Raw genomic sequence first — 25,964 nt, 5'->3', positions numbered from 1 at the left:
TCACTTCATTTTAAGATTCTTGGTCTAGATAGCGAATCAAGTTCTTTTCTGTCAAGATATCTGAGTAGGTGAAGGATTCAACGTAGACATTGGCTTGTTTGTCTCCTTCAACATCCCCAAATTCAACGATAAATAGAGATGGATAAACCTCAATTAGCTTACCCAATCTATTTTTTTGGCGCTTACGACCATTCTCCAAAGTCATTTCAACGACTTGTCCCTCATGTGCCTTGATCTCTTCTTTGATTTTTTTCATCTTGGCTACATCTGTAAATGCATCTGACATTTTATGCCTCCCTCTTTGAGATACTTGAAAATTTATTGTATTCTTTTTGGAAAATCAATTCCACCGTTCCACGAGCTCCACTACGGTTTTTCTCGATGATAACCTCTACCTTGTTATTTGGAATTCCTTCCTCTTCTTCACCTGCACGATCATAGTAGTCGTCACGGTACAGAAAGGCTACGATATCCGCATCCTGCTCGATAGAACCCGATTCACGAATATCAGACAAGACTGGCCTCTTATCCTGACGCTGTTCCACTCCACGAGATAGCTGACTAAGAGCAATGACTGGAACCTTTAATTCCTTGGCTAGAATTTTCAACTGACGAGAAATTTCAGAGACTTCTTGTTGGCGGTTCTCACGACCAGTACCTGTGATAAGCTGTAGGTAGTCGATCAAAATCAAGCCTAGATTGCCTGTTTCTTGAGCCAGTTTACGTGAGCGAGAGCGAATTTCCGTGATCCGAATCCCTGGCGTATCATCAATATAGATACTCGCGTTGGCTAGATTCCCTTGAGCAATGGTATATTTTTGCCACTCCTCATCAGTCAATTGACCAGTACGGATAGAATGAGACTCCACCAAACCTTCTGCTGCCAGCATACGGTCTACTAGGCTTTCTGCACCCATTTCTAGCGAAAAGATAGCAACCGTCTTGTCCAACTTAGTCCCGATGTTCTGAGCAATGTTCAAGGCAAAGGCCGTCTTACCAACCGCTGGTCGCGCCGCTAGGATAATTAACTCCTCCTCATGAAGACCTGTCGTCATATGGTCCAAATCACGGTAGCCCGTTGCAATACCTGTGATATCCGTTGTTTGTTGTGACCGAACTTCTAGGTTCCCAAAGTTGATATTTAGAATATCACGGATGTTCTTGAACCCACTACGATTGGCATTTTCGCTAACATCAATGAGCCCCTTTTCAACCTGAGCAATGATTTCATCTGCAGGCTTAGAAGCCTCATAAGCTTGGTTGACAGACTCTGTCAACTTGGAAATCAAGCGACGTAGCATAGCCTTTTCAGCTACGATTTTAGCATAATATTCTGCATTAGCTGAAGTTGGTACAGAGTTGACAATTTCAACAAGGTAAGACAAGCCACCAATATTTTGGAGATCCCCTTGACTATCCAAAATCGTCCGAACTGTCGTCGCATCAATCGCTTCCCCACGATCCGACAAATCTACCATCGCTTGGAAAATCAACCGATGAGCATACTTAAAGAAGTCACGAGAATCAATGTATTCTCGGACAAAAACGAGCTTACTCTCATCTATAAAAATAGCCCCCAAAACAGATTGTTCTGCCAAAACATCCTGAGGTTGAACTCGCAGTTCCTCTACTTCTGCCATCCGACTTTCCTTCCTTTTACAATCTTGTCAAGAAGTTGTAAACTTAACCTTCTTTTACACGAAGATTGATGACACTTGTAACATCTTGATAGATCTTCACTGGTACATCAATCAAACCTACTGCTCGAATTGGTGCTTGCACTTGAATATTGCGTTTGTCAATCTTGATACCAAATTGCTTTTGCAATTCTTCTGCAATTTTCTTGTTAGTGATGGAACCAAATGTACGGCCATCTGGTCCAACCTTTTCAACAAACTCTACAACCGTTTCTTCTGCTTCAAGCTTAGCTTTGATGGCTTTTGCTTCAGCAATCATTTCAGCATGAGCCTTTTCTTCTGATTTTTGTTTTCCACGCAACTCACCCACTGCTTGAGCAGTCGCTTCCTTGGCCAAATTCTTTTTAATCAGGAAGTTTTGAGCGTAGCCAGTTGGTACTTCCTTAATTTCGCCTTTCTTCCCTTTTCCTTTAACATCTGCTAAAAAGATTACTTTCATTCTTCTTTCTCCTTTTCCTTTAGTTCTTCCAAGATTAGTTGAGTCAATTTTTCTCCTGCTTCCGACAAACTCATATCCTCGATTTGCGCGGCAGCTAGATTAAAGTGACCTCCACCACCCAGCTCTTCCATAATGCGTTGCACATTGATTTTACTACGACTTCGAGCCGAGATGGAGATAAATCCTTGTGTATTTTTTGCCAGAACGAAACTAGCCTCAATACCAGACATAGCCAACATAGCATCAGCAGCCTTACTGATAACAACTGTGTCATAAGACATTGAGTCCTTAGCTTGGGCAATCAAGATATCTGAACCCAACTTACGACCTTGTAAAATGAGTTCATTTACCTCACGGTACTCTTCAAAATCTGTCGCAGCAATCTCCTGGATAGCAATACTGTCACTTCCCCGTGTTCTCAGATAGCTAGCCACATCAAAGGTTCGGCTCGTCACGCGAGATGTGAAATTCTTGGTATCCAGCATCATACCAGCCATCAAAACACTGGCCTGCATACGACTCAAACGATTCTTCTTAGAATTTTGGAACTGAATCAATTCTGTGACCAACTCACTGGCACTACTTGCTCCACTTTCAATATAGGTGATGACTGCATTCTCAGGGAAATCCTGATCACGTCTATGATGGTCAATAACAATGGTTTGAGTGAACAAATTATAAAAATCTTTTGACAAGGTCAAAGCCGTCTTGGAATGATCCACCAGAATCAATAATGAACGGTTTGTAACTAACTTCATCGCATCTGTAAGAGATAAAAGTTTCGTGACATCTTCCTTCTTCAAGAACTGAATAGCACGTTTGATATCTGCTGGCATATGGTCTGCATCATAGACAGCATAACTGTTCTCAATAATATTACTTGCAAACAACTGCATACCAACAGCAGAGCCCAAAGCATCCATATCTAGATTTTTATGACCGACTACAAAAACTTGGTCAACACTTCGAATCTTATCAGAAATGGCTGTCATCATGGCTCTCGTACGTGTACGAGTACGTTTGATAGATGCAGCAGTTCCTCCACCAAAGTAGACTGGACTCTTGGTTTCGTTATTTTCCTTGACCACCACCTGGTCACCACCGCGAACTTCTGCTAAGTTCAAGTTGAGCAAGGCAATTTTCCCTATCTCTTCATGGTTTCCATCACCATAAGAAAATCCCATACTTAAAGTTAGGGCCAGTTGCCTCTGTTTTGACTCTTCTCGGAAACTATCAATAACAGAGAATTTATCATTCATCAATTCCTCTAGTACCGTGTAATCTGTGAATACATAAAAACGATCCATCCCCACACGGCGAGAAAACATAGCATACTTACTAGCAAATTCTGAAACAAAATTGGCTACAAAACTATTGATATGACTGATATCAGAGTCAGATGTCGCATCCTCCAAATCATCATAGTTATCTACCGAGATGACTCCAATGACTGGACGGCTAGTTACCAATTCGACAGTTGCTTCGTACTCCCCAGAAACATCAAAGAAATACAAGACACCCGAAGCCTTGTCCATATGAACAGCATATCGTGTTTCGCCCAAGGTAGCATACGAACCAGGATTCCCAACAGAAGCCTTGATGATGGTTTGAATTAATTCAACATCAATTTCGCCTTCTTCAGTAGTTAAAATCAGCTCAGCATAGGGATTGAACCATTCCACTTCTCCGCTTGATAAGTCTAATTTCAGGACTCCCACCGGCATTTGATCAAGCAAAGCACTCAAGCTATTTTCGGCTTGGTGATTTACATATTGGATTTGTTCAATTTCGCTCTTTTCATACTGTTTTTTTTGCCAAACGAATAAAAGCAAATAAAGCAGTACAAATAAAAACAAAACAGTGATTGTTACAGCAAGATTATGTGAAAAAATAATCAGCAAAGTTAAGATTCCGAAAGTTGCAAGTCCTAGCAAGACCGCAGAAAACGGGATTAAATTATTTTTTTTCATTCTAAACCTCTTGCGCATTATTATATCACAAAAACCCTTAAAAAGCGACCTTTTAAAAGATGCAAGCCCTTCTTTCATGATTGATTTCTTCTAACCTCGGACACAAAAAGAGGAGGGAATCATCACCCTCCTACCCACGTATTCAGATCACTAACACCTAACGTTCCACGATAAGGGCAGTCCCCATCCCTCCTCCAATACAGAGAGTTGCTAACCCAGTTTTAGCATCACGTTTCATCATCTCATGTAGCAGCGTTACTAGGATACGGCAACCGGAAGCCCCAATTGGGTGACCAAGAGCAATGGCGCCACCATTGACGTTGACAATATCTGTGTTGAAACCAAGTGTTTTACCAACTGCACAAGCCTGGGCAGCAAAGGCTTCATTTGACTCAATCAAGTCGAGATCTTCAACTGTCAAATTGCCTTTTTCAAGAGCCTTGCGAGTCGCATATATCGGTCCACATCCCATCATCTTAGGATCCAAACCTGCACTTCCATACGAACGAATGCGGGCAATCACTGAAAGTCCTAATTCTTCAGCTTTTTCAGAACTCATGATTAAGACAGCTGCTGCCCCGTCATTGATTCCTGAAGCATTTCCCGCTGTGACCGAACCGTCTTTTTTGAAAACAGAACCTAGCTTAGACAAACTCTCTAAGCTAGCATCTTTTCTAGGATATTCATCTGTATCAAAAATGATAGGATCGCCTTTGCGTTGAGGAATGACAACTGGCACAATCTCTTCTTTAAAGCGACCAGATTCTATAGCTGCAACTGCTCGTTTTTGTGATTCCAAAGCAAGCGCATCTTGATCATCCCGGCTAATACCATATTCTTCTGCCACATTCTCAGCTGTAATCCCCATATGGTATTCGTTAAAGGCATCAGACAAACCGTCCTTAAGCATGGTATCAACAACTTTCGAATCGCCCATACGACCACCCCAACGGAAACTTGGCAAAACGTATGGAGCCTGACTCATATTTTCTGCACCACCAGCTACGATAATATCTGCATCGCCACATCGAATCGCTTGAGCAGCCAACTGCACTGCCTTCAAACCGGAACCACAAACTTTGTTGATAGTAAAGGCTGGTGTAAATTCAGAAATTCCTGCGTGAATACTCATTTGACGAGCTACGTTTTGACCTAAACCTGCGCCTAGTACATTCCCCATAATCACTTCATCTACTAGCTCTGGTTTGACATTGGCTTTTTCCAAAGCACTCTTAATAACCAAAGCTCCCAAATCAACAGCTGAAACATTCTTCAAACTTCCTCCAAAGGAGCCTATTGGAGTTCGCACTGCCGAAACAATCACCACGTCTTTCATAACTGTCCCCATTTATACCTTTTATAATGATGCAATACAAAAGTGGTTTACACCAGTGTAAACCACTTTGAAAATTCTATTTTATGCTTCTTTCACTTCTAACAAACCAACTTCACCATCTTCACGGCGATACAAAACATTTGTTGTTTGATCTTCTACATCTACATAGATAAAGAAATCATGTCCCAACAAATCCATTTGAAGAAGGGCTTCTTCTAAATCCATTGGCTTCAAATCAATTTGTTTTGAACGAACGACTTTTGGTTGCACAACATTTGCATCTTCAACTAGAGCATCTGTAAAGAGTTGACTTGTCGCAACTTTATTTTTATTCTTACGTTCGATTTTAGTTTTATTTTTACGAATCTGACGTTCAATTTTATCTGTTACAAGATCGATAGAACCATACATATCTTGAGAAATATCTTCAGCACGAAGAGTGATAGATCCAAGCGGAATTGTTACTTCAACCTTTGCTGTTTTTTCACGGTAAACTTTCAAGTTCACACGTGCATCCAACTCCTGCTCAGGTTGAAAATACTTTTCAATCTTTTCGAGTTTAGAAACTACATAATCACGAATTGCTTCTGTTACTTCTAGGTTTTCACCACGGATACTATATTTAATCATATAAGTACCTTCTTTCTAAACATTTTTGTTTTTCTAACTATATTATAACGCTTTCATTTTCATTTTGCAAATTTTTTCCTCATCTTACAAGGGAAAAAGTTTTAACTTCCAAAGCACCTGCTTCTTCCAAAAGTCGTTTCACACGATTCACAGTTGCCCCTGTTGTATAGATGTCATCAATCAGCAAAATCTTGTTGGGAAGTGAGATTCCATCTTTAATAAAAAATGGAATTTCAGTAGCTAACCTTTCCAAACGGCTTTTAGAAGAACTAGCGCTCTCTTCTCTTTTTCCTAATATATCTTTAAAAGAAAAGCCTGCTACTTCGACCAAACCCTCAACTTGGTTAAAACCCCTCTCAAGCAATCTTTCAGGACTTAGGGGAATTACAACAAATTGATAACCTCTATACTTTTTCAGTTCTTCAGCAAGAACGGAAGCAAAAACTTTTCTAAGCAAAAAATCACCATCAAACTTATATTGACTGAAAAAGTCTTTCATAGCTTGATTATAGGTAAAGATTGCTTTATGATCAACTTCAATCCCATCTTTACACCAAGATTTACAATCTTGACACTGAGTTGACATGCCTGTTTTCATACAGTTTGGGCAATAATTCTCACCAATATTCTCAAAACTCGTAGCACAAGCTGAGCATAGATAACTGCAGTCGTGCTTCAAAAGGAAGAGCCTACTAAAAGTTAACTCCCCCTTTGTAGTCTGGCCACATAGTAAACAGTTCATAATCCCGCCTCCTTGTTCATCTGCTTGATTTCATTGATTGCCTTCTTGATGGAAGCATTTAATCCATCATGAAAGAAGAGCAACTCACCAGTCGGTCTGTCCATACTACGCCCAACTCGACCACCAATCTGAATCAAGCTAGACTTGGTAAAGAGACGATGATTAGCTTCTACTACGAAAACATCTACACAAGGGAAGGTAACTCCGCGTTCCAATATTGTCGTACTAATCAGTATCGTCAACTCTCCATCTCGAAAAGCTTGTACTTGCTCTAATCGATTTTCTGTGACAGAAGACACAAAACCAATTTTCTCATCTGGGAAATACACCTGTAGTGTTTCTTTTAGTTTTTCGCCTTTCTTAATCTCTGATGTAAAAATTAGCAATGGATAACCTGTTCTTCTCTGTTTCTCAATGTAGGTCTTTAACTTGGATGACAACTGACTTTTCTCTAAACAGCGATTAAAATCCGATAACCAGACTGGTTTAGGAATAATCAAAGGATTTCCATGAAACCGTCTCGGCAAGCTTAATCGTTTTAATTCTCCTGTGCGAACCTTTCTATCTAACTCATCTGTAGAGGTTGCTGTAAGGAATATCCTCAATCCATCCTCCTTTACACTATTCTTTACAGCATAGTAAAGCATAGTGTTGTCAACATAAGGAAAGGCATCTACCTCATCCACTATCAACAAATCAAAAGCATGATAAAATTTTAATAACTGATGAGTTGTTGCAATTACTAAGGGAGTTCGAAAATAGGGCTCTGATTCGCCATGGAGTAGCGCTATATCGCAAGCAAAGTCATTCTGCAGTCGCTTATACAGTTCTAAACATACATCAATTCGAGGACTGGCCAAACAAACTGCACCACCATCATCAATCACTTTGGCCACAACTTGATAAATCATCTCTGTCTTTCCAGCTCCTGTCACAGCATGAACTAAAGTCGGTTCTTTCTTTTCGACTGCTCGAATCAACCCCTCTGATACCTTTTCCTGAAAAGGGGTTAACTGACCACGCCATTTGAGAACATCTTGCTTAGGAAAATCCTCCTGCGGAAAATAGTATAAAGCTTGATCACTCCTGACTCGCTTCATCAATAAGCATTCCCGACAATAGTAGGCGCCAATAGGCAAATACCATTCTTCTAGAATCAAACTATTACAACGTTGACAAAACAGTTTCCCCTTCTCTTTTCTCATTGCTGGCAGTTTCACTGCTTCCTGTCGTTCTTCTTCAGTTAATTCTTTCTCAGTAAACAAGCGACTGAGGTAATTTGGATTTACTTTCATACTTTAATATTCGTAAAAATCTAGCACTTTAGATATTTTTTTAGTACAATTAAATCATGGAATTTAGAACAATTAAAGAGGATGGGCAGGTCCAAGAAGAAATCAAAAAATCCCGATTTATCTGTCATGTCAAGCGTGTTTATAGCGAAGAAGAGGCTCGTGACTTCATTACTACCATCAAAAAAGAACACTATAAAGCCACCCATAACTGCTCTGCTTTTATTGTAGGGGAACGCAGTGAAATCAAACGTACGAGTGATGATGGTGAACCTAGTGGTACTGCTGGAGTTCCTATGCTGAGCGTCTTAGAAAATCATAATCTAACCAATCTCTGTGTGGTAGTGACCCGCTACTTTGGTGGAATTAAGTTAGGTGCTGGTGGTTTGATTCGTGCTTATGCAGGTAGTGTGGCCTTGGCTGTCAAAGAAATAGGCATTATTGAAATCAAAGAGCAAGCTGGCATAGCCATTCAGATGTCTTACGCTCAATACCAAGAGTATGGTAATTTCCTTAAAGAACATAATCTCATGGAACTCAAGACAAACTTTACAGATCAAATCGATACCATAATTTATGTTGATAAGGAAGAGAAAGAAAATATCAAGTCTGCTCTTGTAGAGTTTTTCAATGGAAAGGTTACTTTAACAGATCAAGGTTTACGAGAAATTGAAGTTCCTGTAAACTTAGTGTAAACAAAGGAGAAATACATGGCGTTTGGGAAATTTATTCAAGGACTGGCTGGTAACTTCAGCGAGCAAAGCAAAGAAGCTCTTATCAAAGAATATGGTCAATACCTACTAGAGAATGAAGAAATCCAAAGTGGATATAAGCTCATTCGTGACGCAATCATCTTTACAAATATTCGTATCATCTTTACAGATAACCAAGGCGCTACTGGTCGCAAGATGTCTGTTAAGTCACTCTTTTTGATGAACATTGTCAACGTTGAAATGGAAACTGCGGGAGCAGGTATAGACGATAGTGAGATTACAATCACTTATTTAGAAAATATCTTTTTAAAAGCACACAATGAGCACCTGAGTTTCCATAAATTTGAATTCCCTAAAAAAACGGACATCCTTCCACTTTACACCTATTTATTAGAATTGGCTTATCACAATCGATTAAAAATTAATGGCTTAGACCTTTGATATAAAAAAATCCTATCACTTTGATAGGATTTCTATATTTTACAAATAGCCTATAGCGCGTTATACTAGTATCATCTTATACAAAGAGGTATATCTATGGCTATTTATAACAATATCACTGAACTTATTGGACAAACACCAATTGTTAGACTTAACAACATTGTTCCAGAGGGTGCTGCAGACGTCTATGTTAAACTAGAAGCTTTTAACCCTGGATCGTCAGTAAAAGACCGCATTGCCCTTAGCATGATTGAAAAAGCGGAACAAGATGGTATTCTAAAACCGAGTGCTACCATTGTTGAAGCAACGAGTGGAAACACTGGTATCGGTCTTTCATGGGTTGGTGCCGCTAAAGGATATAAAGTTGTTATCGTCATGCCTGAAACGATGAGTGTGGAACGACGCAAGATTATCCAAGCCTATGGTGCTGAACTCGTCCTTACTCCTGGTAGCGAAGGAATGAAAGGGGCTATTGCCAAAGCTCAGGAAATCGCCACTGAACGTGACGGCTTCCTTCCACTCCAATTTAATAATCCCGCTAATCCTGAAGTACACGAAAGAACAACAGGAGCTGAAATACTAGCTGCTTTCGGTTCTGATGGACTAGATGCCTTTGTGGGTGGTGTTGGTACTGGTGGAACGATTTCAGGTGTTTCTCATGCTCTTAAAGCTGCTAATCCAGATATCAAAGTATATGCTGTTGAAGCAGATGAATCTGCTATCCTCTCAGGTGAAAAACCAGGACCTCACAAAATTCAAGGTATCTCAGCTGGATTTATTCCTGAAACACTTGATACAAAAGCCTATGATGGTATCGTCCGCGTAACGTCAGATGATGCTCTAGCGCTTGGCCGTGAAATTGGTGGAAAAGAAGGCTTCCTTGTTGGGATTTCTTCAGCTGCAGCGATTTACGGGGCAATTGAGGTTGCCAAGAAATTAGGTACAGGTAAGAAAGTCCTTGCTTTAGCACCAGATAACGGCGAACGTTATTTGTCTACAGCACTCTATGAATTTGAAGTGTAGCCTCCTAAATGCACTTAGCCCTTATTAAAGGGCTTTTTGTTTACTCATACAGAATCTACTCTCTAGACCAAAAGAAAAAGGAAGCAATTTGCTTCCTTTTCTATTAGTTATTCAAGGCTGCTGCCATTGTAGCTGCAACTTCTGCTTCAAAGTCGTTTGCAGCTTTCTCGATACCTTCACCAACTTCAAAGCGAGCGAACTCAACTACTGAAGCATTTACTGATTCAAGGTAAGCTTCAACTGTCTTGCTGTCATCCATGATGTATACTTGTGCAAGAAGTGTGTATGCTTGGTCAACTTTAGTGTTGTCAAGCATGAAGCGGTCCATTTTACCTGGGATGATTTTGTCCCAGATTTTTTCTGGTTTGCCTTCTGCAGCCAACTCAGCTTTGATATCAGCTTCAGCTTGAGCAATCACTTCATCAGTCAATTGTGCTTTCGATCCATACTTCAAGTGTGGAAGAGCTGGTTTACCAACCATTGCACGGCTTTCGTTATCTTGGTCGATTACGTGGTTCAATTGTGCCAACTCATCTTTAACGAATTGCTCATCCAATTCTTTGTAAGAAAGAACTGTTGGTTTCATCGCAGCAATGTGCATTGAGATTTGTTTAGCAAGCGCTTCGTCTCCACCTTCAATAACAGAGATAACACCGATACGTCCACCATTGTGTTGGTATGCTCCGAAGTGTTGTGCATCTGTTTTTTCAAGCAAAGCAAAACGACGGAATGAGATTTTTTCACCGATTGTAGCTGTTGCAGATACATATGCAGCTTCAAGAGTTTCACCTGAAGGCATTGTCAAAGCAAGAGCTTCTTCGTTGTTCGCTGGTTTTCCTTCAGCAATTACTTTAGCTGTTGCGTTTACCAAGTCAACGAATTGAGCGTTTTTCGCAACGAAGTCAGTTTCGGCATTTACTTCAACTACTGCTGCAACGTTACCGTTAACAAATACACCAGTCAAACCTTCAGCTGCAACACGGTCAGCTTTCTTAGCTGCCTTCGCCATACCTTTTTCGCGAAGCAATTCGATCGCTTTTTCGATATCACCGTCTGTTTCTACAAGCGCTTTTTTAGCGTCCATAACACCGGCACCAGATTTTTCACGCAACTCTTTTACAAGTTTAGCTGTAATTTCTGCCATTTTGATTCTCCTATATTTTTTAAAAATAGGAGAGCTGGGCTAGGCCCCGCCCTCCTAGGTAATTACTATTTATATGAATTAAGCGTTGTCGCCTTCTACAACTTCAACGATTTCTTCGATTGAGTCAGCTTGAGCTTCTGAAGCTGCAAATTCTTCTTCAACTGCTGCTGCATCTTCACCTTGACGTCCTTCGATGATAGCGTCAGCCAATTTAGCTGTGATCAATTTAACAGCGCGGATAGCGTCATCGTTAGCTGGGATGATTACATCGATATCGTCTGGATCAGTGTTTGTGTCAACCATCGCTACAACTGGGATACCCAATTTTTTAGCTTCTTTAACAGCGATTTGTTCTTTATGTGGGTCAACTACGTACATTACATCAGGGATACGAGGCATGTCTTCGATACCACCCAAGAATTTTTCAAGACGTGCACGTTGTTTGTTAAGAAGTGCAACTTCTTTCTTAGGAAGAACGTCGAAGATCCCTTCTTCTTCCATACGTTTGATTTCTTTCAAACGAGCAATACGTTTTTGGATAGTTCCCCAGTTAGTAAGAGTTCCACCCAACCAACGGTGGTTGATGTAGTATTGACCTGAACGTTCTGCTTCTTCTTTAACAGCGTCAGCAGCTTGTTTTTTAGTACCAACAAACAATACAACTGCATCGTTAGCTGCCGCATCACGCATAAAGTCGTATGCTTGGTCAGCGTATTTTACAGTTTGTTGCAAGTCGATAACGTGGATTCCGTTACGCTCAGTGAAGATGTACTTAGCCATCTTAGGGTTCCAGCGACGAGTTTGGTGACCAAAGTGTACACCAGCCTCAAGAAGTTGTTTCATTGAAATTACTGCCATGAGTATTTCTCCTTTTTGTTTTTTTCCTCTCCTCGACTTCAACTTGCAAAACGACCCGAGGGCAACAGTTTCACAATTCATCAAGAATGAGTATTATCGTTTACACGACAAGTTTCATTCTACCACATTTTAGCGATATTTTCAAGTGGTTTTGATAGATTTCGGCCTTGCTTTCGATAAAAAATAATAAAAGAGACTCACATCGAGCCTCTTCGTTTCATTCATTAGTTTGGATAGATGTATGTAACGTAACCTTCAGAAGTTGTAGTTGGGTTGAACCATCCACGTTTGTTACCGATTGTACGATCTCCACCATAGTTTGATTCTGATACTTGAATGCTAGTTGATGATGAAACTGCTGTAACAACCGCTACGTGTCCATATCCACCGTCATTCCAACATGCAATCGCACCAACTTGTGGAGTTGATCCAGTACGGAATCCTGCAGCTGCTGCACTTGTAGCCCACTGCGCTCCATTACCCCAGTAATCTCCAGCCCAAGGTGCTAATGTTTTAGCTCCCCAAGTACATTCACCAGTTGGATAACTTGAAGCATTTGTACTGTATGTTGGACGCTGTCTTGTTGGAGTTGGTGCAGGTGCCGGAGTGTAGCTTGAATCATCATCTGATGAAGAGCTTGAAGTTGCTTGCACTTGATCTGAAAGTGTTGTATTCCCAGAAGCAACAACCGATTGTTGTTGGCTTGTTTGACGTGCTTTATATGCCGCTTCTGCTTCAGCTGCCGCTTTCGCTTCTGCCTCTGCTGCAGCTTTTTGTTCCAACAAAGTAGCTTTATCGCTTTCTGCAGTAGCTTTCTCTGCAGCAAGGTTTAACTCAGCAACTTTCAACTCTGCTTGTTTTGTTGTCAATGCTTGTGCATCGTCAGCAAGCGTTTGTTGGTTCGCAATTACAGTGTTGATTGCTTCATTATTTGCAACCTGTTTTTCAGCGATAGATTTCTTATCAGCTTTCTGTTGTTCCAACATTTTGTTGTTAGCTGATACAATCTCGCTCATTGCTGCCACACGTGAAATAGCTTCCGTAATTGATTTTGAGTTTACAATTGTATTGATATAGCTAGTTGCAGCACCGTTTGTTTGTGCGCTACGTGCTTGTTTTTCCAAAGATTCATTACGAGCAACAATGTTCTTAGAGAGCTCTGTAATTTCTCCTTCAAGTTTTTTAGATTCAGCTTGTAGAGTTTCATTCTCAGCTTCCAAGTTCGTTTGTTGAGTTTGGATAGCTGTAACTTGCGTTTGGATTTCATCTACTTGTTTTTGAGCTTCTTTTTGTTGAGATGTCAAATTACTAATCTTACTATCTTGAGCAGCAATCTTTTCATCAGTTGTTTCAGCGTGGACAGTTGTCAATACCGCCGCTTGTGAAACCAATACTGTACTTAACAAAAGTGACGCTAAGATTTTTTTCTTCATATTGTGTAGATACTCCTTCTATTTAAGACATTACTAGTATACCAAAAAAAGACATAATAAATATTACGCCTTTGTTACATTTTTATTTCTTTCTTATAGATAACATTTTTCAAAAATATATTGGAAAATAAGCATCCATAAAAAGTTTAAAATCATTGATGGGACAAGGCTGTAGACGATGAAAACTGGCATCGATTCTACTGTCAATCCCATAGCAAGAGCAAGGAGGTAGCTCCCCATATCAAATAGGAAACTCATCACAACTATTGTTAACATTCTTGTCCAACGGTTCATCAAAATTACACTATTAAACTTGTGGAGCGAAGCTCCTATCAAGATAAATAGAAGTGTTGCAATTCCTATCAAGTGGAAAAAATAGATATCGTACACTAAACCCACTATACCGCAATAAGCTAGATAGAGATATTCTGAAACCTCAATTGTCTCAAACAAGAGAAATAAAAACAGAAAATGACTTGCTAAATGAAAGTGAGGGAAGAAGGATCCCGCTAATTGTCCAATATGTGCATCAATTAGTACAACAAAAGGGAGTAAAAAGAAAATACCAATTTGTTTTAACAGTCTCATTGCTAATTCCCCACTAACTCAACCACATGAAGATTTTTGGTGTCAGCACTTAACTTTACTGTTACTTCCTTTGTTAGATAATCACTGCTGTGTGTTGTAGCAACAACCTCTCCAACAGGAATATCCTTAACATTAAAGTTTCCGAGCCCCCCTGTAGTCACCTTGTCTCCTGCGCTAATGTCACTGTTACTATTTAATTGGCTAATTTTAAGCAGTTCTGACTCCTTATCATAACCAACGATAATCCCGTAAATTTCAGTAGAACCATGCAGGATTTTAACAGAAATTTTGTCTGAATTTTCGGTGTTTGTCAATAGGTTGATCGTTGTTGAATGATCCTCCACCTTTGAAACACTACCAATCAAACCCCCATTTGCAATGGCCAACATATTTTCAGAAGCTCCTTTTGAACTTCCCGCATCAATTGTTAACTCTTGTTTCCAAGATACTGGAGCTCGCATAATCACATCTGCTGCAATGGTTTTTGTAGCCTGCAATTTTGACTTCATATCCAGCAACTGACGTAATTGTTCATTTTCATTTTTTAAACTTTCTGATTGATTAGACTCCACCTCTAGTTGATAAAGCTGTTTTTTTAGACTTTCGTTTTCATTGTAAGTCTGCGTCAAATGTCCCAAATCTGATTTGAAAGTATCAAACCACTGAAAGGGTTTTTGAACAATTCTATCTACCAAGGAAATCCCATCTCCTAGTTTCGTCACAATAGCGCTTGAATAGGTTGTCACTAATAGTACAGAAACTGCCAGAACTGTGACAAAAACGATGATTAGATATTTTGATTTTTTAAAACGGTTCATATTCCTACCTTTATACTAAAAACCTGCTACTGTGAGCTTCTTATCAATCCTACAAACCTGCTAAGATTTTAAGAAAAATAAGAAACATCCCAGTACCAAAATCACAAGAATTGCCAGTGTATCCTTTTGACTCCATCTCAACTGTCTATACTGACTTCTACCCTTTCCTCCCTGATAACCACGCGCTTCCATGGCTATTGCCAATGAATCTGCACGCTTTAAGCTCGTCGCAAAAAGAGGAATTAAAATTGGAATCATAGCCTTTACTTTTTGAACGATGCTACCTTCGCCAAAGTCAACTCCACGAGCTTTTTGAGCATTCATAATTCTCGTCGTATCATCCATCAAGGTTGGAACAAAACGCAAACTCATTGATAACATGAGACCAATTTCATGAACGGGAACTTTCACGCGTTTCAGCGGTGCTAAAAGAGCTTCAACTGCAGCTGCCAGACTCAAAGGCATGGTCGTTAAGGTTAGCAAGGTTGAAAAGAAAATAATCAACACAAAACGACAGAAAATGATTCCTGCTTGTTGCAAAGCATAATCCGTTATTTTTATAAAAGAAAACTCAAATAGGACATTTCCACTTGAAATGAAAAAGAGCTGAAAAAGAGTCGTAAAAGCAATCAGGAAGAACATGGATTTTAATCCCTGAACGAAAAATGAGAGGGAAACGCCTGACAAAGCGATAAATATACCTGTCGCTACAAACAGAATGAGATTGGTGAGAGGATTATTGGCCCAAAATACAATCAAAATCAGCAGGATCATGGCAAGCAATTTACTACGTGGATCCAAGCGATGAATGATGGAATCCCCCGGTATATAACGCCCTAAAATCATACTATCCATTTAGCGACTCCTTAAACTCCTCTATCTTGATTGGCAGTTTTTTAAAAGCTACACCTCTATCTGCCAAACGTTTACAAAAGGCTGTGATTTTAGGCACACCTAACTGTACCTTTTCCATAGAGGCTACATCTTGAAAGACATCACTTGGTTTGCCACTTTTGACCAAACGCCCCTTTTCCATAACATAAACCTGATCAGCATATGCAGCTACATCATCCATCAAATGCGTTACCAGAACGATTGTCATTCCAGAAAGGTGGAGTTTTTTAAACAAGGTCATCAATTCTTTTCTGCCCAGAGGATCTAGCCCTGCTGTCGGCTCATCCAAAACTAAGACAGTTGGCTCCATGGCTAGCATACCTGCTATAGCTACACGTCTCATCTGACCTCCCGAAAGTTCAAAGGGACTGCGCTCAAAGAGTGACTCATCGATGCCTACCAATGCTAACTTTTCACGCGCAATTTTCTTGGTCTCTTCCTCAGAAACTCCAAAATTTTGCGGTCCAAATGCAACATCTTTCAAAACAGTCTCTTCGAAAATCTGATTTTCAGCAAATTGAAAAACTAGACCGACTTGCTTTCGAATCTGTCGAATTTCTTTATTTGTTGATGTAGGGGTAATGACGGTATCGAAAACTCGAACAGAACCCTTACTTGGAACCAATAGGCCATTTAAAAGCTGTAAGATCGTCGATTTCCCACTACCTGTATGTCCTACCAAAGCTGTATAGGAGCCGTCCTCAATCGTCAAGGAAACATCAGTCAAGGCTGACGAAGATAGGGGAGTCCCCTCTTGATAGGTAAAGCTCACATTTTCTAGAGTAATTCCCATAACTTGTCCTCTAGCTCTCCTTCCGTCAAATAGCCATCCAGCAACTGATAGCCTGTCTCCCTCAAAGATTCCCTCAATTGATTCGTAAAGGGATCATCTAAGCCTATCTGGTCAAGGTCATCCCGAGAAAAAAGTTCTCTGGGGCTACTGGTTGACTCCACTTGGCCTTTTTTCATGACCAAGACACGGTCGCTCATCGCAACTTCTTCCAAGTCATGCGTAATGGAGATAACTGTCATCTGATAGTCTTTTCGAATCTCTTGAACTGTCTGAATCAGTTCTCTGCGCCCCTCAGGATCCAACATACTTGTAGCCTCATCCAGAATCAAAATAGCAGGTCTCAAGGCAACGACTCCTGCAATAGCCACCCGTTGTTTTTGTCCACCAGATAAACGAGCTGGTTCTCTCTTCTTAAAGTCCAGCATACCTACTAACTCCAAAGATTCAGCCACTCTCTTCTTCATTTCTTCACGAGGAAGTCCCTGATTTTCTAGGCCAAAGGCAACATCATCTTCAACAGTTGCCCCTACAAATTGATTGTCTGGATTTTGAAAAACCATACCAATTTGACGTCGCAAGTCCCAAACATTTTCAGAGGACAGCAATTGGCCATCTATCCAGATTTCTCCAGACTCTGCTTCAAGCAAGCCATCAATCAAACGGATAGTTGTCGATTTTCCACTCCCATTATGACCTACAATCGAAAGCCATTCTCCCCGTTTCACGTGAAACGAGACATTATTAACATCATAATGATCCTGGTCTTCCTTGTAACGAAAAGACAGATCTTTTACTTCAATAATCGATTTCATTTCGAACCAAATGTCCCTTTGAATACATGAGCGCTACCCTTGAAATAATCATAACCAGAGTAGATAGTGAAAAACAAAGCGATATAAAGCAACAGCTGACCAATTAAATTCCAATGTAAGAGCAAAAAGATAATGGCAAACATCTGACTAAAGGTCTTGATTTTCCCTGGCATCGCTGCTGCTAGAACTGTCCCTCCCGTCTCAACAAGCAACAAACGCAAGCCTGTCACCGCAAGTTCACGACAGATGATAATAGCAACAACCCAAGCTGGAGCCATACCTAACTCAATCAACATGATAAAAGCTGACATAACCAACAGCTTATCGGCCATCGGATCAGCAAACTTTCCAAAGTTGCTGACTACATTCCATTTACGAGCAAGGTAACCATCAAGATAATCCGTTATACTAGCAACTGCAAAGATGATCGCTGCCAGCAAATGACTGCCTTGTGAATGGCCCAAAGTCAAAATAAGAATAAAGAGAGGTATAAAGAGAATTCTACCAATAGTTAATACATTAGGAATTTGTTCTTTTTTCATTGATTTTTCCTTAATCTGTAGTAAATGTCAGTGTCACAGTTCCAGTCTGAGTTGTCAGCTTCGAGGTGTCAATCGTTTGATTGTCCACAGTCACAGTAACTCCCTTCACTACACCTAAAGTAATGGTAACGGGGTTCTTAGTTGAAACTGTTGTTTTTGCATTCTTATTGTCTGCGGATAGTGTCACACCACCCTCCAGCTCACTTCCTGAAACACTTACCCAACTAGTTGCATCTGATACTGCCAGTTGAACAGTAGCGATTTCCTTACTCGTTTTATACCGAGCTTCAATGCGGTTTCCTTCGCCTGACACTGTAATAGTTGATTCCGTAGTAGAAGACGAGCTAGACGTCTGACTACTAGAAGATGAACTAGATGAGGTTGTGGAACTAGTTGAACTCACAACACTATAATTAGCTGAAGAAGGACTTGGCTGAGTTTGGATGTAGTTCCAAACATAGTAAGTGACAAAAATTAAAATTGACAAAGCAAATAGAACGAAATAAAACAAGGGGAGATAAGACGTTTTTTTCTTATTTGATCGTCTGCGACCAGACAAGTCTTCTTCATCGACATCTACCTCTTCATAAGTAATCATACTACCTGAATCATATGCATCCAAAACAATTCTTTCATCTAACTCTACTGCCCAGGCATATTTTCTTAAAAAAGAACGAGCATAGAAGGTACTAGGAAGTTGATCAAAATCATCTGCCTCCATAGCTTCTAGAAAATGCAACTGAATTTCAGTTTTTTCCTGCAATTCTTCTAAACTCAATCCCTGATTAATTCTAGCTAAACGTAGAACCTCGCCAATTGTTTTTTTTCTCATACGTACCATTCCTTCTTTCTAGTATTAGTCATCTTTTAAGCTGGAAAGATTGTAAAATCAACTAGATCACCATTATCAATCAAACGATGTCCAGCTTCTAGAACATCCTCCAAAGTAATTTCCTGTAAAATTTTCGGAAAATCAAAAATTGTTTCTCCGCGATCCATCGGATCGTATTGAGTTGCAATAAATTCCAAAGAGTTCATGCTACTGAAAAATTCCCCAAACATCTCACTCTTAACAAGATCTAAATGTTCCTCTGTAATATCCGCATCACTACTAAACTGACGAATCGCTTTACGAAATTGATTCGACAGAGAAACAGGCTCTTTGGTGTCCATTGTCAATATCACAAAATGAAAGCGACTGTTGACTTCAACCTCAAGTGACAATGACGCATCTAACTTCCCAGTCTCATATAACCTTTGAAAACGATCAGAAGTCCAACCAAACATCATCGTAAATAGTAATTTCAATAAAATATTGTAACGATAAGACTCAGCTTCTGTTATTTGCCCATTACCTCTAATTGCAACAGCAAGTTTGGGTGAAGAAACTTCCATCCGAAGACTATCTGTTTGCTTCACAGGCTGTAAGGGTAGTTTCTCTTTTGTAACTGTAAACTGTTCTAGAGTCTTCTTTTCCTTTTTCGAAAAGTATTCCTCAACAACTTTTACATCAATATTTCCAACCAAAAACAGTGACATGTTGACAGGTTTGTAAAAGTCTGTAAAATTCTCTTTTAAATTTGAAACTTGAATCTCAGAAATTGATTTTTCACTTCCAACTATATCTGTCGCTAAAGGAGTATCAGGATAAAGGTTGGCTAATGTTGCAAAAAACAAACGTGAGTCTAGATCATCTTGGTACATTTCTCGTTCTTGCTGGATAATATCCTGTTCCCTCAAAACAGACTCTTCAGTAAAATGAACATCTCCGACTAACTCATCTAGTAAATCTAAATTCTCTAATAGATGGTCAATTGTTGAAAAAAGATAGCTGGTCTTAATAAAGCTTGTAAAGGCATTACTGTCCGCACCTAATCGAGTAAACGCAGCCATTATATCCTCAGAATTTTCTCTTTCAAACAATTTATGTTCAAGAAAATGTGCAATTCCTGCTGGATGATGACGTAAACCTTTTTCCAAGCTTGTATAAGTTGCATCTACAGAACCAAATTGAACCGTTACAATCCCATAAACCTCATTGAAATCTTGTTTAGGAAGTAAAGAAACTGTCAACCCATTTGACAATTGTGTTTTGTAGACTGTTTCCTTTACAGCAGGATAGTATTTTTCTTCAAAAGTAACCTTTGTCATTCTACTCCTTCCATAAAGTAAATCGCTTGTAACTTCAAACTGTTGGCAACTTTACAGACAGCTTCTTTATCAACACTCTCTAATTTTGCCACCAATCGATCAATGTCAAAGCTTGATTTCCCCAATAGAGCATTCAAATAGACTCTTTCAACTAGGGTCTGTTGATTATCTTGAGCCATCAACAAAGATCGTCGAATCATCTCCTTGGTTTGTTCAAGTTCAAAATCTGTAAAGTTACCCTTTTTCAGATCTAGCAATTGATGATTCATCATTTTTCTAGCCTGATTTCGATTTTCTCTATCAATACCCGCATACATCCTTAACAGACCACTAAACAAATCCAATTGACTCGAGACTGTATAGGCTATTCCAGCATTTTCACGAACGTTTGTAAAAAGTTTCGAATGTGCAAATTCACCCAACAAACCATTCATCACAAGCATGGGCAAATGCTCATCATCACCATATTTTACAGGAGAATGATAACCCAATTCCAAAATGGATTGCCCAACATTCCTCTGAATCATTCCCTCTCGTAGGACATTCGAATAAGATTGATGGTACTGGATAGTGATGCCGTTCTCTCTAGCTGTAAAGGGTAATGACTTCAGCGATTCTGCAATTTCTACTTCATTAAAATCACCTAAGAAAAAGAAATCAATACAATCATTTTTCAGAGCATCTTGAAAGCAAGTGTAGCTACTTTCTGGAGACTCACTTAAAATGCTATTTCGTAAATCACTGTATCTCAATTGAAGACGCTCATCATGGAAGAACAAGCTATCCAACTCCTTATGAGCAAAATAAAATGAATCATCCATATCAGTAGCTAAACTAGCCAATAACTGTTTTCTTTCAATTTCAAATAGGGCTGGCTCAAAAGCACCATCTTGAGCTAAGGGAGCAAATAAAGTCTGTTTCACCAATTCCAAAATTCGAGAAGTCAAGACATTCTTTTTACTTAAAAAATCATCCCTCACATAAGTAAACGTTAAGTCAAGAATATGTGCCCGTCCCCTACGATAAGCACTTGTGGAAATATCTGTTCCATATAAACTTGCCAAGTACCTGCGAAATACTTGAGATGTTGGGTAAACTTGATTTGCCGTCTCCAACATACTCGCGCTCAACATACGTCCTGCTATTGTCTCAAGAGATAAGGGAGCAGTAAAACGAATGGTGATTTTATTTGTTTTAAACTTTTTGGATTGAACAAAATGTGCTGAAATTCCAGGCACTAATTCCATACCTTACCTCCTTACATATAGAGTTCTATTATACCACGAAAATCAAAATTTTTCTTGTTCTCTTTATAGCTTTAAAGAGTAAAACCGTTTTCATTTCAGCTAACTTTCCTTCAGCTATTTCAAGGAAAATATGGTATAATACCAAAGATTGAGGTGAATTATGGAATACAAATTATTTGAAGAATTTATTACGCTCCAAGCCCTCCTAAAAGAACTTGGAATTATACAAAGCGGTGGTGCAATCAAATCCTTTTTAATGGATCATCAAGTTTACTTTAATGGTGAGTTAGAAAGTAGACGTGGGAAAAAAATCCGTATTGGAGATACGATTGACATTCCTGATTTAAAGATTGACATCACCTTGACACAACCAAGTTTAAAAGAGCAAGAAGAGTATCAAGCAGATAAGATTGAGAAAGAGCGAATTGCTAAACTTGTCAAAGAGATGAATAAAGGTGTCAAGAAAGAAAAACAAAAAACTTCTTCATCGCCTAAAACCAAACAAGTTCCACGTTTTCCAGGAAGATAACCATGTGGCTCCAACATTTAACAATTAAAACCTTTCGAAACTACAAAGAGGCAAAAATTGATTTCAATCCAAAATTAAATGTCTTTCTAGGTCAAAATGCACAAGGAAAAACCAATATTCTAGAAGCAATCTATTTCTTAGCCTTGACACGTAGTCATCGGACTCGTACAGATAAAAATCTCATTCATTTTGATAACGAGCAACTCCATCTTTCTGGCTTGCTACAGAAAAAAACAAGCTCTATCCCTCTAGAAATTGATTTAACGCCAAAAGGGCGTGTGACTAAGGTCAATCACTTAAAACAAGCTCGCCTATCAGACTACATCGGTCATATGAATGTTGTCCTCTTCGCACCTGAAGATCTCCAGCTAATTAAGGGAGCACCTTCTGTCCGTCGAAAGTTTATAGACATCGAACTGGGACAAATTAAACCAATCTACTTGTCAGACTTGTCAAACTACAATCATATACTCAAACAGAGAAATACTTATCTAAAATCCAGCCAGAAGATTGACGATACATTTCTGTCAGTCTTAGACGATCAGCTAGTAGAGTATGGGTGTCGTGTTATAAAGCATCGGATAAAATTCATTAAAAACTTAGAGAAATTTGGTCAAAAAAAACACTTAGAAATTTCAAATGAATTAGAAGAGCTGTCAATATCTTATCAATCATCTGTCAACTTCACTAATGAAGAACAGCTAACAAGTTCTTTTAAAATGGCTTTGGAGAAAAGCAGATCAAGAGATTTGTTCAAAAAGAATACTGGTGTCGGCCCTCATCGAGATGACATTACTTTCTATATCAATGGTATGGACGCTAGTTTTGGAAGCCAAGGTCAACATCGTAGTCTTGTACTTTCTATCAAACTAGCAGAGATTGAGCTAATGGAAAGTATTACCAACGAGTCTCCAATACTACTGCTTGATGATGTTATGAGCGAACTTGACAATACACGGCAACTAAAATTACTAGAAACCATTTCTCAATCTATCCAAACCTTTATCACAACAACAAGTTTAGACCACTTACAAAATTTACCAGAAAACCTTAGTATTTTCAACATTCAAAATGGTAAAATTTCTGTAAACAAAAATTGACAATACTGTAAACAAAAAGAACTCCTGAGATTCAGGAGTTCTTTTTTACTAGTTACATAGAGTAGTTTGGTGCCTCATTAGTGATTTGTACATCATGAGGATGGCTTTCTTTTAGACCAGCCCCAGACATTTCAATAAATTGTGCATTATCATGTAGTTCTTTAAGGTTAGCTGCACCACAGTAACCCATACCAGAGCGAATACCACCAATCATTTGGAAGACAATATCAGCTGCTGCGCCTTTATAGGCAACACGCCCTTCAATTCCTTCTGGAACGAGTTTGTTTGCTTCATTGACAGAACCTTGGAAGTAACGATCGCTTGAACCTTTCTTCATTGCAGCGATTGATCCCATACCACGGTAAGTCTTAAACTTACGTCCTTGGAAGATTTCCGTTTCACCTGGTGCTTCGTCTGTTCCAGCAAACATTGATCCAAGCATAACCGCATTTCCACCTGCAGCAAGGGCTTTTACAATATCTCCAGAGTACTTGATTCCACCATCAGCAATGATTGTTTTACCATATTCACGCGCAACTGCTGCTGCATCATAGATTGCTGTCACTTGTGGGACACCAACCCCTGCAATCACACGAGTGGTACAGATAGAACCTGGTCCGATACCGACTTTGACAACATCTACACCTGCATCATAAAGAGCACGCGCACCTTCTGCAGTTGCAATATTACCAGCAATCAAAGTGCGATCTGGGAAGTGAGCACGAATTTCAGCAATTTTACGTAGAACCCCAGCAGAGTGACCATGTGCAGTATCAATAACAATTGCGTCAGCCCCTGCTTCAAAGAGAGCCTCTGCACGTTCAAATGTATCTGAAGTGACACCCACCGCACCAGCAACTAGAAGACGACCAAATTCATCTTTGGCAGCATTTGGAAACTCAATAACTTTTTCAATATCCTTAATAGTAATCAAGCCAGAAAGACGGCCTTCTTCGTCAACCAAAGGAAGTTTTTCAATACGGTGTTCTTGAAGAATATGTTCAGCTGTTGTAAGATCTGTGCCAACTGGAGCAGTAACAAGATTTTCACTGGTCATGTGATTTGAGATTGGCTGATTGTAATCTGAAATAAAGCGAAGATCTCGATTTGTTAGAATACCAACCAATTTACGATTTTCAAGTGTTTCTACAACTGGAACACCACTGATACGGTAACGTCCCATCAGTTCGTCTGCTTCAGCAATAGTGTGTTCTGGAGTCAAGAAGAATGGATCAATAATAACACCATTTTCAGAACGTTTTACCTTGCGAACTTCATCCGCCTGTTGCGCAATAGACATATTTTTATGGATTACTCCAAGACCACCCGCACGAGCAATAGCAATAGCCATTTGACTTTCTGTGACTGTATCCATTGCGGCTGTTATAATTGGGATATTTAAAGTCAGATTATCTGCCAATTTTGTTGTTAAATCTGCATCATTAGGCAACACATGACTTTCTGCTGGAATGAGCAATACATCATCAAAGGTAAAACCTTTTTTTAAAAATTTAGTATCCCAATTAGACATTGAAGTTTCCTCTTTTCTTTCTTTTTGAGCTTGACTCTTTTTGTATTGTATCTATCATACCATTCTATGAAAATTTGTCAATTATATTTATGGTAGAAATCATAAAAAAACTATCCCTGTGAACCTATGGAAGAGATAGTTTTACGATTCATATTTATCTATTATTTAAAATAATTTAGTCCCATTGCTTTCTTAACTTCAGATAAAGTTTGCCCCGCAACCTCACGCGCTTTCTCACTACCTTTTTGAAGCATATTGTAAACTTCTCCCATATCCTTAGCAAATTCGATACGGCGCTCACGAATAGGGCCAAGTTCGCGTTCTAATATTTCAAGTAGATAACGTTTCGTCTTCACATCACCAAGACCACCACGTTGATAATGTTCTTTCATATCCGCAATGCCTTGAGCATCTTCTGGACGACCAAACACATCTAGATAATGGAAAACCATATTTCCTTCAATCTTACCTGGATCCTCCACTCGAATATGATCCGGATCAGTATACATGCTCATGACTTTTTTACGCAAAGTATCCGCATCATCTGCTAGATAAATACCATTATTAAGGGATTTAGACATTTTAGCATTTCCATCTAAACCTGGCAAACGCCCTGCTCTCTCATTTTCTGGATAAATACCTTCCGGCTCCACCAAGACCTCACAATTATAAGCATGATTAAAGGAACGAACAATCTCACGAGTTTGCTCAATCATTGGTTTCTGATCTGTCCCAACAGGAACATAATTAGCCTTGAAAGCAGTAATATCTGCTGCTTGCGCAATCGGATAAACCAAAAATCCTGTCGGAATACTTTCTCCAAACCCTTTCTGAGCAATCTCTGTTTTTACTGTCGGATTCCGTTCCAAACGAGCTAGTGACACCAAATTCATATAGTACATAGATAATTCAGCCAACTCTGGAATTTGGCTTTGAATAAAGATAGTTGATTTACTTGGATCTAATCCAACTGCTAGGTAATCTAAGGCAACATTCCCAATCGATTCTACAATCGTTTGAGGGTCTTTGGCGTGATCTGTCAATGCTTGTTGGTCCGCCAAAAAAACAAACATGTCATACTTGTCTTCTTCCTGCAGTAATACTCTGTTTTTAAGACTCCCAACATAATGTCCAATATGCAGTTTACCTGTTGGGCGGTCTCCTGTTAAAATAATGGGTTTCGTCATTTTTTTCTCCTTCGAAATGGTCTCTTCAATTATAGCATTTTTTTGTTAAAATAA

The 25,964-nt window shown here is 39.3% G+C and carries 27 protein-coding genes; 5 read left to right on the top strand and 22 right to left on the bottom strand.

Annotated elements, in window-relative coordinates; all coding sequences use genetic code 11:
• Positions 1–10: 10 nt before the first annotated feature.
• From E7Y33_RS03470 to E7Y33_RS03435, 8 genes are all read right to left on the bottom strand, one after another.
• Positions 11–286, bottom strand: a complete 276-nt coding sequence (locus E7Y33_RS03470) for a Veg family protein (RefSeq protein ID WP_001278166.1) — start codon at positions 284–286, stop codon at positions 11–13.
• A 1-nt stretch (position 287) separates the two neighbouring features.
• Complete coding sequence (gene dnaB, locus E7Y33_RS03465) at positions 288–1,640, bottom strand: replicative DNA helicase (RefSeq protein WP_139689653.1); 1,353 nt, start codon at positions 1,638–1,640, stop codon at positions 288–290.
• Positions 1,641–1,683: 43 nt separating this feature from the next.
• Positions 1,684–2,136 carry a 50S ribosomal protein L9 gene (gene rplI, locus E7Y33_RS03460; RefSeq protein ID WP_000864211.1) on the bottom strand — a complete coding sequence of 151 codons (453 nt, stop codon included), beginning with the start codon at positions 2,134–2,136 and terminating at the stop codon, positions 1,684–1,686.
• On the bottom strand, positions 2,133–4,106 hold the full coding sequence (locus E7Y33_RS03455) for a DHH family phosphoesterase (protein WP_139689652.1): 1,974 nt from the start codon (positions 4,104–4,106) through the stop codon (positions 2,133–2,135). Before E7Y33_RS03455 ends, rplI begins: the two co-directional genes overlap by 4 nt.
• A gap of 157 nt (positions 4,107–4,263) precedes the next feature.
• Positions 4,264–5,442, bottom strand: a complete 1,179-nt coding sequence (locus E7Y33_RS03450) for an acetyl-CoA C-acetyltransferase (protein ID WP_139689766.1) — start codon at positions 5,440–5,442, stop codon at positions 4,264–4,266.
• 81 nt (positions 5,443–5,523) lie between these two features.
• Positions 5,524–6,072 (bottom strand): ribosome hibernation-promoting factor, HPF/YfiA family, encoded by a 549-nt coding sequence (hpf, locus tag E7Y33_RS03445; RefSeq protein WP_139689651.1) that lies wholly within the window; start codon positions 6,070–6,072, stop codon positions 5,524–5,526.
• 79 nt (positions 6,073–6,151) lie between these two features.
• Positions 6,152–6,814 (bottom strand): ComF family protein, encoded by a 663-nt coding sequence (locus E7Y33_RS03440; protein WP_139689650.1) that lies wholly within the window; start codon positions 6,812–6,814, stop codon positions 6,152–6,154.
• Positions 6,811–8,109, bottom strand: a complete 1,299-nt coding sequence (locus tag E7Y33_RS03435) for an ATP-dependent helicase ComFA (RefSeq protein WP_139689649.1) — start codon at positions 8,107–8,109, stop codon at positions 6,811–6,813. Before E7Y33_RS03435 ends, E7Y33_RS03440 begins: the two co-directional genes overlap by 4 nt.
• Before the next feature lie 56 nt (positions 8,110–8,165).
• On the opposite strand from E7Y33_RS03435, the gene E7Y33_RS03430 reads away from it, so the two are divergent.
• The 3 genes from E7Y33_RS03430 to cysK all read left to right on the top strand — a co-directional run bounded on the left by E7Y33_RS03430 (position 8,166) and on the right by cysK (position 10,283).
• A complete protein-coding gene (locus E7Y33_RS03430; protein WP_139689648.1) occupies positions 8,166–8,801 on the top strand; it encodes a YigZ family protein in 636 nt (211 codons plus the stop codon).
• A 15-nt stretch (positions 8,802–8,816) separates the two neighbouring features.
• Complete coding sequence (locus tag E7Y33_RS03425) at positions 8,817–9,260, top strand: PH domain-containing protein (protein WP_139689647.1); 444 nt, start codon at positions 8,817–8,819, stop codon at positions 9,258–9,260.
• A 96-nt stretch (positions 9,261–9,356) separates the two neighbouring features.
• Positions 9,357–10,283, top strand: coding sequence for a cysteine synthase A (cysK, locus tag E7Y33_RS03420; protein WP_139689646.1), 927 nt, complete (start codon positions 9,357–9,359; stop codon positions 10,281–10,283).
• 103 nt (positions 10,284–10,386) lie between these two features.
• On the opposite strand, the gene tsf is transcribed toward cysK, so the two are convergent.
• The 12 genes from tsf to yfmF all read right to left on the bottom strand — a co-directional run bounded on the left by tsf (position 10,387) and on the right by yfmF (position 21,563).
• A complete protein-coding gene (gene tsf, locus E7Y33_RS03415) occupies positions 10,387–11,427 on the bottom strand; it encodes a translation elongation factor Ts (RefSeq protein WP_000808059.1) in 1,041 nt (346 codons plus the stop codon).
• 78 nt (positions 11,428–11,505) lie between these two features.
• Positions 11,506–12,285, bottom strand: coding sequence for a 30S ribosomal protein S2 (rpsB, locus tag E7Y33_RS03410; protein WP_139689645.1), 780 nt, complete (start codon positions 12,283–12,285; stop codon positions 11,506–11,508).
• A 224-nt stretch (positions 12,286–12,509) separates the two neighbouring features.
• Positions 12,510–13,718, bottom strand: coding sequence for a peptidoglycan hydrolase PcsB (pcsB, locus tag E7Y33_RS03405; RefSeq protein ID WP_000726991.1), 1,209 nt, complete (start codon positions 13,716–13,718; stop codon positions 12,510–12,512).
• A gap of 93 nt (positions 13,719–13,811) precedes the next feature.
• Complete coding sequence (mreD, locus tag E7Y33_RS03400) at positions 13,812–14,306, bottom strand: rod shape-determining protein MreD (protein WP_001237916.1); 495 nt, start codon at positions 14,304–14,306, stop codon at positions 13,812–13,814.
• Positions 14,307–14,308: 2 nt separating this feature from the next.
• Positions 14,309–15,124 (bottom strand): rod shape-determining protein MreC, encoded by an 816-nt coding sequence (gene mreC / locus E7Y33_RS03395; RefSeq protein ID WP_001078970.1) that lies wholly within the window; start codon positions 15,122–15,124, stop codon positions 14,309–14,311.
• 60 nt (positions 15,125–15,184) lie between these two features.
• Positions 15,185–15,979 carry an energy-coupling factor transporter transmembrane component T family protein gene (locus tag E7Y33_RS03390; protein ID WP_084880316.1) on the bottom strand — a complete coding sequence of 265 codons (795 nt, stop codon included), beginning with the start codon at positions 15,977–15,979 and terminating at the stop codon, positions 15,185–15,187.
• Positions 15,972–16,811: an energy-coupling factor transporter ATPase gene (locus tag E7Y33_RS03385; RefSeq protein WP_139689644.1), complete on the bottom strand. Its 840-nt coding sequence runs from the start codon at positions 16,809–16,811 to the stop codon at positions 15,972–15,974. Before E7Y33_RS03385 ends, E7Y33_RS03390 begins: the two co-directional genes overlap by 8 nt.
• Positions 16,796–17,623, bottom strand: a complete 828-nt coding sequence (locus E7Y33_RS03380; protein WP_139689643.1) for an energy-coupling factor ABC transporter ATP-binding protein — start codon at positions 17,621–17,623, stop codon at positions 16,796–16,798. The genes E7Y33_RS03385 and E7Y33_RS03380 overlap by 16 nt, the downstream gene beginning before the upstream one ends.
• A complete protein-coding gene (pgsA, locus tag E7Y33_RS03375) occupies positions 17,620–18,165 on the bottom strand; it encodes a CDP-diacylglycerol--glycerol-3-phosphate 3-phosphatidyltransferase (protein ID WP_000712149.1) in 546 nt (181 codons plus the stop codon). Before pgsA ends, E7Y33_RS03380 begins: the two co-directional genes overlap by 4 nt.
• 10 nt (positions 18,166–18,175) lie before the next feature.
• On the bottom strand, positions 18,176–18,997 hold the full coding sequence (rodZ, locus tag E7Y33_RS03370; RefSeq protein ID WP_161976028.1) for a cytoskeleton protein RodZ: 822 nt from the start codon (positions 18,995–18,997) through the stop codon (positions 18,176–18,178).
• Positions 18,998–19,032: 35 nt separating this feature from the next.
• A complete protein-coding gene (gene yfmH, locus E7Y33_RS03365) occupies positions 19,033–20,316 on the bottom strand; it encodes an EF-P 5-aminopentanol modification-associated protein YfmH (protein WP_139689641.1) in 1,284 nt (427 codons plus the stop codon).
• Positions 20,313–21,563 carry an EF-P 5-aminopentanol modification-associated protein YfmF gene (gene yfmF / locus E7Y33_RS03360; protein ID WP_139689640.1) on the bottom strand — a complete coding sequence of 417 codons (1,251 nt, stop codon included), beginning with the start codon at positions 21,561–21,563 and terminating at the stop codon, positions 20,313–20,315. The genes yfmH and yfmF overlap by 4 nt, the downstream gene beginning before the upstream one ends.
• Before the next feature lie 160 nt (positions 21,564–21,723).
• On the opposite strand from yfmF, the gene yaaA reads away from it, so the two are divergent.
• On the top strand, positions 21,724–22,092 hold the full coding sequence (gene yaaA, locus E7Y33_RS03355; RefSeq protein ID WP_139689639.1) for a S4 domain-containing protein YaaA: 369 nt from the start codon (positions 21,724–21,726) through the stop codon (positions 22,090–22,092).
• Positions 22,093–22,094: 2 nt separating this feature from the next.
• Positions 22,095–23,192, top strand: coding sequence for a DNA replication/repair protein RecF (gene recF, locus E7Y33_RS03350; RefSeq protein ID WP_139689638.1), 1,098 nt, complete (start codon positions 22,095–22,097; stop codon positions 23,190–23,192).
• Between the two features lie 52 nt (positions 23,193–23,244).
• Here the strand turns inward: recF and guaB are convergent, their stop codons facing one another.
• Positions 23,245–24,723, bottom strand: coding sequence for an IMP dehydrogenase (guaB, locus tag E7Y33_RS03345; RefSeq protein ID WP_061428630.1), 1,479 nt, complete (start codon positions 24,721–24,723; stop codon positions 23,245–23,247).
• A 161-nt stretch (positions 24,724–24,884) separates the two neighbouring features.
• Positions 24,885–25,910 (bottom strand): tryptophan--tRNA ligase, encoded by a 1,026-nt coding sequence (gene trpS / locus E7Y33_RS03340; protein ID WP_061428632.1) that lies wholly within the window; start codon positions 25,908–25,910, stop codon positions 24,885–24,887.
• Positions 25,911–25,964 lie beyond the last annotated feature (54 nt).

The sequence above is a fragment of the Streptococcus oralis genome (assembly GCF_006175905.1).
In the GTDB taxonomy this organism is placed as follows: domain Bacteria; phylum Bacillota; class Bacilli; order Lactobacillales; family Streptococcaceae; genus Streptococcus; species Streptococcus oralis_BG.
Note: the sequence above shows the minus strand (reverse complement) of the source record. Positions and strands in the feature narration are given on the sequence as shown.